The organism is Hyphomicrobiales bacterium (assembly GCA_030688605.1).
Lineage (GTDB): Bacteria > Pseudomonadota > Alphaproteobacteria > Rhizobiales > NORP267 > JAUYJB01.
The window spans coordinates 21,824-28,270 of the sequence record JAUYJB010000062.1 but is presented as its reverse complement, the minus strand read 5'-3'; the positions used below and the strand labels follow the sequence as shown (position 1 = coordinate 28,270).

The following is a 6,447-nucleotide window of genomic DNA, read 5'->3' as shown; positions in this document are numbered from 1 at the left end:
ATGGTTATAGGGAATCGATTCGATGGGCCAAATCGGTTCATCCGGGCAGGCGTGGCGCGACGCGCGATACGGGATATCGGGCGAGCGCCGCAACGAACCCGGTGGGCCGATTTGGCCCACCGCAGGCCGGGTTCTTTTGCGCCGTGGCGGTGTTGCGGCTGTTGGCCGATGCACCGCATCGCCCGGCGAGCCGCGCCTGGCCACGGCGCAAAATCATCCCGGTCAAATGGTTCCCTATAACCATGAACCGCTCTAGTCCGCCGGCGGCAGGCCGGGCGGCGAGTGTTTGGTTTGCGGCGAGGATCCCGGAGGAGGCGTGTATGGATTTTCTGTCTGCCGCTTCGGCGCCGCCGCAAGACATGATCGATCCCTTCGGGCGCGGCATCACCTATCTGCGCGTCTCGGTGACCGACCGCTGCGATTTCCGCTGCGTCTACTGCATGGCCGAGAACATGACCTTCCTGCCGAAGAGGGACGTTCTGACCTTGGAGGAGCTGGACCGGCTGTGCTCGGCCTTCATCGCCAAGGGGGTGCGTAAGCTCAGGCTGACCGGCGGCGAGCCGCTGGTGCGCAAGAACGTCATGTCGCTGTTCCGCTCCCTGTCCCGCCACTTGGACAGCGGCGACCTCGAGGAGCTGACGCTGACCAGCAACGGCAGCCAGCTGCCGAAGTATGCCGAAGAGCTTTATCGCTGCGGCGTGCGTCGAATCAACGTCTCGCTCGACACGCTCGATGCGGAAAAGTTCCGCGCCATCACCCGCTGGGGCGAGATCGAACAAGTGATGGCGGGCATCGAGGCGGCGGAACGGGGGGGTCTGAAGATCAAGATCAACACCGTCGCGCTCAAGGACGTCAATGAGGGCGAGATCGAGGAGATGATCGGCTGGGCACATGGGCGCGGCTTCGACATGACCCTGATCGAGACCATGCCGCTCGGCGACATCGACGCCGACCGCGTCGACCAGTATCTGCCGCTGTCGCAGGTGCGCGCCGAGCTTCTCGATCGCTTCACGCTCGAGGACATCCCCTACAAGACCGGCGGCCCGGCCCGCTATGTCGCGATCAAGGAGACCGGCGGCCGGCTCGGCTTCATCACCCCATTGACCCACAATTTCTGCGAATCCTGCAACCGCGTGCGCGTCACCTGCACCGGCACGCTGTTCATGTGCCTCGGCCAGGACGACGCCGCCGACCTGCGCGCGCCGCTGCGCGCCTCGGAAGGCAACGACCTTCTCTATGCGGCCATCGACGAAGCGATCTCGCGCAAGCCCAAGGGCCACGACTTCGTCATCGACCGGCGCAACCGGCGCCCGGCGGTCGCCCGCCACATGAACGTGACAGGGGGCTGAGCGTTCGCCGATTGTAGGGAATCAATTTAACAGGGCAATTCGGTTCGACCGGCAAGGTGCCGTCCGATCAAGCGGACTGAAGCAGAATGCCGGAGAGACGCGCGGCGACGGCGTCGATCTCTTCTTCCGTCGTCGTTCGGCCGAGGCTGAACCGGATGGCGCCCATGCCAACCTCGGGCGCAACGCCCATCGCCTGCAGAACCGGGGAAAGCTCGATGCGGCCGGCATGGCAGGCGGAACCCGTCGAGGCGGCCACGCCGTCCAGTCGTGCGAGAATGTCGGCTCCGACGCGGCCCACGAACGAGACGTTGAGCGTGTTCGGCAGGCGCATCTCGGGATCGCCGTTGAGCACGACGCGGCTGCCGAAGTGGGTCTTCAGCGCCGTCCAGAAGCGATCGCGCAGCGCCCCGACCCGCTCCATACCGGAAAGGTCCGCGGCGAGCTCGCAGGCCGCGCCGAGCGCCGCCGTCAGCATGGCGCTCTCGGTTCCGGCGCGGCGGCCGCCCTCGTGAGCGGCGCCGTGGATCAGAGGCTCCAAGGTCGCGCCCTTTCGCACATAGAGCGCTCCGATGCCCTTCGGCGCGTAGACCTTGTGGCCGGCGATCGACAGGAGGTCGACGCCGAGGCCGCCGACCAGGGTCGGGATCTTGCCCACGGACTGGGCCGCGTCGGTGTGGAACAGGACGCCGTGCTCGCGGGCGATCGCCGCGCAATCGGCGATCGGCTGAATCGTGCCGACCTCGTTGTTCGCATGCATCACGCTGACCAGGATGGTGTCCGCGGCGATCGCATTGCGCAGATCGTCCGGGTCGATGCGGCCGGCTGAATCGACCGGCAGATAGGTCACCCGCGCGCCGAGCTCTTCCAGGAACCGGCAGGGCGCGAGAATCGCCGGGTGCTCGATCCGTGTGGTAACGATGTGCGCGGCCTTGCCGGCGCGGGCGAAAAAGGCGCCTTTAAGCGCGAAATTGTTGGATTCGCTGCCGCCGCTGGTGAACACCACCTCCTCGGGCGCGCAGCCGAGCAGGCCGGCCACCTGTTGCCGGCCCTGCTCCACCATTTCGCGCGCCGGCGCACCGGCCCAATGCGGGCTCGACGGATTGCCGAAACCATCTTCCATCGCGCGCCGCATGACCGCCGCCACTTCGGGGGCAAGCGGCGTGCTGGCATTGTGGTCGAGATAGATGCGCCGCATGGCTCAGAACACCAGGACCTTGTCGGCGGCAAGCGTCGCGGCGCCAAGCTCGTCCATGCTGCTGCGCCGCGCGCCGGCCACGATGTCGCCGTCGCCGATGCCGCGCGCGTCCATGCAGGTGCCGCACAGCAGCACCTGCCCCTTGCCGACGATGACGCGCTTGAGCATGCGCTCCATATTGTAATAGCCGTTCGGCGTCTTCTGCCCCGCCTTGGCGGCGAGCACGGCATCGGCCATCAGGAACACCGTCACCGCACCCTCGGGATCGTTCTTGAGGAGGCTATGAGCGAGCCGCAGCGCGTTGTAGCAGCGCTCGGTGCCGTAGGGCGGATCATTGAGAATCAACAGGGTTTTCACCGCAGTTCTCCTTGGCGACGTCGGTCGCCGGCACGGCTATCGCCCAATCTCGCGCCGCATGGTTTCGAATTGCTCTTGGCTCAGCTCGCCGCGGGCATAGCGCTCCTTCAGGATTTCCAATGAATCCGGCCGCGTCTCGCCGCGCGGCGAGGACGAAATGATCCACTGGACGAGCACGACAATGGCGGCGATGATGAGGCCCCACCACAGGATCATGAACAGACCGCCGCCGAACCCGAAGCCAAACATATTGTTCATCATGGTCGTGTCACCTCGCCGCCACGATTGACAGAGGTCAGCTGTGATAGTATTCAAACAATCAATTGAATTACATATCGAAAGCCCTCGTGCGTGTCAACGACTGCTCCCAAATTCGCGCTTTTCAGCCAGTTCGCCGCCGTGGCGCGGGCGCTCGGCCATCCCCACCGGCTGGAAATGCTGGAACATCTGGCGCAGGGCGAGCGCAGCGTGGAGGCGCTGGCCGGGCGGGTCGGCGTGTCGATCGCCAACGCTTCGCAGCATCTTCATCAGCTCAGGCGGGCGGGTCTCGCTGCCTCGCGGCGCGACGGAAAATATGTGCTCTACCGTCTCGGCGATGAGAGCGTCCTCGCGCTCATGGCCTTGCTCCGGCAGCTTGCCGAGCGCAACGTTGCCGAGGTCGACCGGATCGTGCGCGGTTATTTCGCGGCGCGCGACGGCATGGAGCCGGTCTCCAGACAAGAGCTGCTCGAACGATCGCGCGCCGGGCTGGTCACGGTTCTCGACGTGCGTCCCGCCGACGAGTTCGCGCTCGGCCATCTCCCGGGCGCCGTCAACATTCCCCAGCAACAGCTGGAGGCGCGGCTCGCCGAGCTCGACCCCGCACAGGACATCGTCGCCTATTGCCGCGGCGCCTATTGCGTGCTGTCCTACGAGGCGGTGGCGCTGTTGCGGGAACGCGGGTTCAAGGCGCGCCGGCTCGAGGATGGATTTCCGGAATGGCGCGCCCGCGGACTCGACGTCAGCGTCGGACAGGAAATGACGCCATAACGATGATCAGCGGGATGCTTTGAGCTTGCGGTTCCTCGAATGAGACTGACGGCTTGAAGCGTTAACCGCCCCTTGCGTGGAATAATAATGTGCGTCTGACGCTTCCGCCGCAAACGGCCGCGACGCAGGACAATCTGCGCGGCATCCTCGCCATGCTGGCGGCGATGGCGCTGTTCATCCTCAACGACGCGATGATCAAGCTCGCCGGCACGAATCTGCCGGTCGGCCAGGTGGTTTTTCTTCGCGGGCTGATGGCGTCGGGCCTGGTGCTGGCCTGGGCGGGGCTTTCCGGCGCTCTCGCCAACTGGCGGCGGCTGGCGCAGCAGGCGGTTCTGTGGCGGACGGTCGGCGAGATCGGCTCCACTCTGCTCTATCTCAGCGCGCTGATGGCGATGCCGATCGGCAACGCCACCGCCATCCTGCAGGTGGTGCCACTGGCGGCCACGGCGGCCTCTGCTCTGTTCCTTGCCGAAGCGGTCGGCTGGCGGCGCTGGTCGGCGGCGGCGTTCGGCTTTTTCGGGACGATGCTGATCATCCGGCCGGGAATGGAGGGCTTCAACTGGGCGTCCCTCCTGGCGCTTTCCGCCATCGCCTTCATCGTGCTGCGAGACCTGTCCACCCGATGGATCGCCCGCGATTTGCCTTCGATGGCAGTCACAGCCGTTTCCGCCGTCGCGGTGGCGGTCGCCGGCGCCGGCCTCGGACTATCGGAGGACTGGATCGCCGTCTCCAGTCGCGAGCTTGCCCTGCTCGCCGGTGCCGCGGTCTGTCTGGTCGGCGGCTATCTGACCGGGATCATGGCCATGCGCTCGGGCGAAGTCTCGGCGGTGGCGCCGTTCCGCTACTCGATCATCCTGTGGGCACTGATCCTCGGCTATCTCGTCTGGGGCGACGTGCCGCGCCCCGCGACGCTCGTCGGCATCGCCATCGTCGTCGCCGCCGGCATCTACACCTTCGAGCGCGAGGCGCGGTTCAGGCGCCGCGCCCGCGCGGCGGCGCGAAATCAGTAGCGAGGGTTTGCGGCCTTCAGCTCTCGATGACGATGCGCGGGGCGCTCGCGGCCTGCGCGCTCTTGAGCCGCTCGATCTCGGCCCAGGCCTTGTCGGCGATGTCGCGATAGACCATGGCGTGGGCGGATTTGGGGTCCGACACGACGACGGGCCGGCCGGAATCGGAGGTCTCGCGGATGGTCATGTCGAGCGGCACCTCGCCGAGAAACTCGACGCCGAGCTTTTCCGCCTCCTTGCGGGCGCCGCCATGGCCGAAAATGTCCGAGCGCTCGCCGCAATGCGGGCACAGGAAATAGCTCATATTCTCGACGATGCCGAGAATCGGCACATCGACCTTGCGGAACATGTTGATGCCCTTGCGCGCGTCGATGAGGGCGAGGTCCTGCGGCGTCGAGACGATGACGGCGCCGGCCAGCGGCACCTGCTGGGCCATGGTGAGCTGCGCGTCGCCGGTGCCCGGCGGCATGTCGACGACGAGAATGTCGAGATCGCCCCAGGCGACCTCGCGCAGCATCTGGGTCAGCGCCGACATGACCATGGGGCCGCGCCAGACCATCGGCGTGTCCTCCTCGACCAGGAAGCCCATGGACATGACCTTCATGCCATAGCCTTCGAGCGGCTTCAGCACCCGGCCGCCGACCGCCTCGGGGCGTCCGGAAACGCCGAGAAGACGCGGCATCGAGGGGCCGTAAATGTCGGCGTCGAGGACGCCGACGCTGAGCCCGTTGGCCTGGAAGCCGAGCGCCAGATTGGCCGCCGTGGTCGACTTTCCGACGCCTCCCTTTCCGGAGGCAACCGCAATGATGGCGTCGACGCCGGGAACGCCGGGCTTTTGCCGCGCCGACTGCTCGATACGCGCGGCCTGCGACGCCATCGGCGGCGGTACGTCGCCGCGACCGGCCGGCCTTCCACCCTTTGCCCCGGTCCCGGCGAAGGGACTGGCGAGAGGGGAGGCGGCCGGGCTGCCGGCCGGTGCGCGCCCGTCGCCGGCGCCGGCGTGGGCGGTGAGGCTGACCAGCACCTGTCTGACGCCGGGAATGTCGCTCACCACCTTCTCCGCCGCCTGGCGCATCGGCTCGAGCTCCTCGACCCGCGCCGGGTCGACGGAGATGGAGAAATAGACCTTGCCGTCGGCGATGACGACATCGGACACGATTCCCAGCGCGACGATATCGTCTTTCAGATCGGGCCCCTTGACGCGCTTGAGCTGGTCCTGAACCTGCTCCTTGGTCACCTCACTCATGCAAATCCTCTCCGCACCCCTTCGCCGGTGTCCGATGCTTTCCTGACGAACTATTCTCACGGAAGGAAGCTCGCGGTCAAACCACTTGCGCCGGTGAGGGCCTGCTGACAGTTATGTTGCGGGTCGGGCGGGAGGCAATTTTTCCGCCTGCCAGAAGCAGGAGCCGCCGTGGTGCCTTCCCACCACAAGGCGTCTGCGACGCCGTAGGCGGGAAAATGGGCCCCGTCCCTTAAGGGATTTGGCGCAATCGGCGCGAGGCGGCGT

8 protein-coding genes are annotated in these 6,447 nt (G+C 66.6%); 3 read left to right on the top strand and 5 right to left on the bottom strand.

What is annotated here, in order from left to right; translation table 11 throughout:
• Positions 1-37 precede the first annotated feature (37 nt).
• The gene (locus Q8P46_07230; GenBank protein MDP2619958.1) at positions 38-217 is read right to left on the bottom strand and encodes a hypothetical protein; all 180 of its coding nucleotides are present in this window, start codon (positions 215-217) and stop codon (positions 38-40) included.
• 103 nt (positions 218-320) lie between these two features.
• Between Q8P46_07230 and moaA the strand changes: the two genes are divergently transcribed.
• Complete coding sequence (gene moaA / locus Q8P46_07225) at positions 321-1,349, top strand: GTP 3',8-cyclase MoaA (GenBank protein MDP2619957.1); 1,029 nt, start codon at positions 321-323, stop codon at positions 1,347-1,349.
• 67 nt (positions 1,350-1,416) lie between these two features.
• Here the strand turns inward: moaA and Q8P46_07220 are convergent, their stop codons facing one another.
• The 3 genes from Q8P46_07220 to Q8P46_07210 are packed head-to-tail and all read right to left on the bottom strand — an operon-like array spanning position 1,417 to position 3,162.
• Complete coding sequence (locus Q8P46_07220) at positions 1,417-2,544, bottom strand: cysteine desulfurase family protein (GenBank protein MDP2619956.1); 1,128 nt, start codon at positions 2,542-2,544, stop codon at positions 1,417-1,419.
• Between the two features lie 3 nt (positions 2,545-2,547).
• Positions 2,548-2,901 (bottom strand): DsrE family protein, encoded by a 354-nt coding sequence (locus tag Q8P46_07215; protein MDP2619955.1) that lies wholly within the window; start codon positions 2,899-2,901, stop codon positions 2,548-2,550.
• Between the two features lie 36 nt (positions 2,902-2,937).
• Positions 2,938-3,162 carry an SHOCT domain-containing protein gene (locus Q8P46_07210; protein MDP2619954.1) on the bottom strand — a complete coding sequence of 75 codons (225 nt, stop codon included), beginning with the start codon at positions 3,160-3,162 and terminating at the stop codon, positions 2,938-2,940.
• A gap of 90 nt (positions 3,163-3,252) precedes the next feature.
• On the opposite strand from Q8P46_07210, the gene Q8P46_07205 reads away from it, so the two are divergent.
• On the top strand, positions 3,253-3,930 hold the full coding sequence (locus Q8P46_07205; protein MDP2619953.1) for a metalloregulator ArsR/SmtB family transcription factor: 678 nt from the start codon (positions 3,253-3,255) through the stop codon (positions 3,928-3,930).
• Between the two features lie 89 nt (positions 3,931-4,019).
• Positions 4,020-4,940, top strand: coding sequence for a DMT family transporter (locus tag Q8P46_07200; GenBank protein MDP2619952.1), 921 nt, complete (start codon positions 4,020-4,022; stop codon positions 4,938-4,940).
• Between the two features lie 16 nt (positions 4,941-4,956).
• On the opposite strand, the gene apbC is transcribed toward Q8P46_07200, so the two are convergent.
• The gene (gene apbC, locus Q8P46_07195) at positions 4,957-6,183 is read right to left on the bottom strand and encodes an iron-sulfur cluster carrier protein ApbC (GenBank protein MDP2619951.1); all 1,227 of its coding nucleotides are present in this window, start codon (positions 6,181-6,183) and stop codon (positions 4,957-4,959) included.
• Positions 6,184-6,447 lie beyond the last annotated feature (264 nt).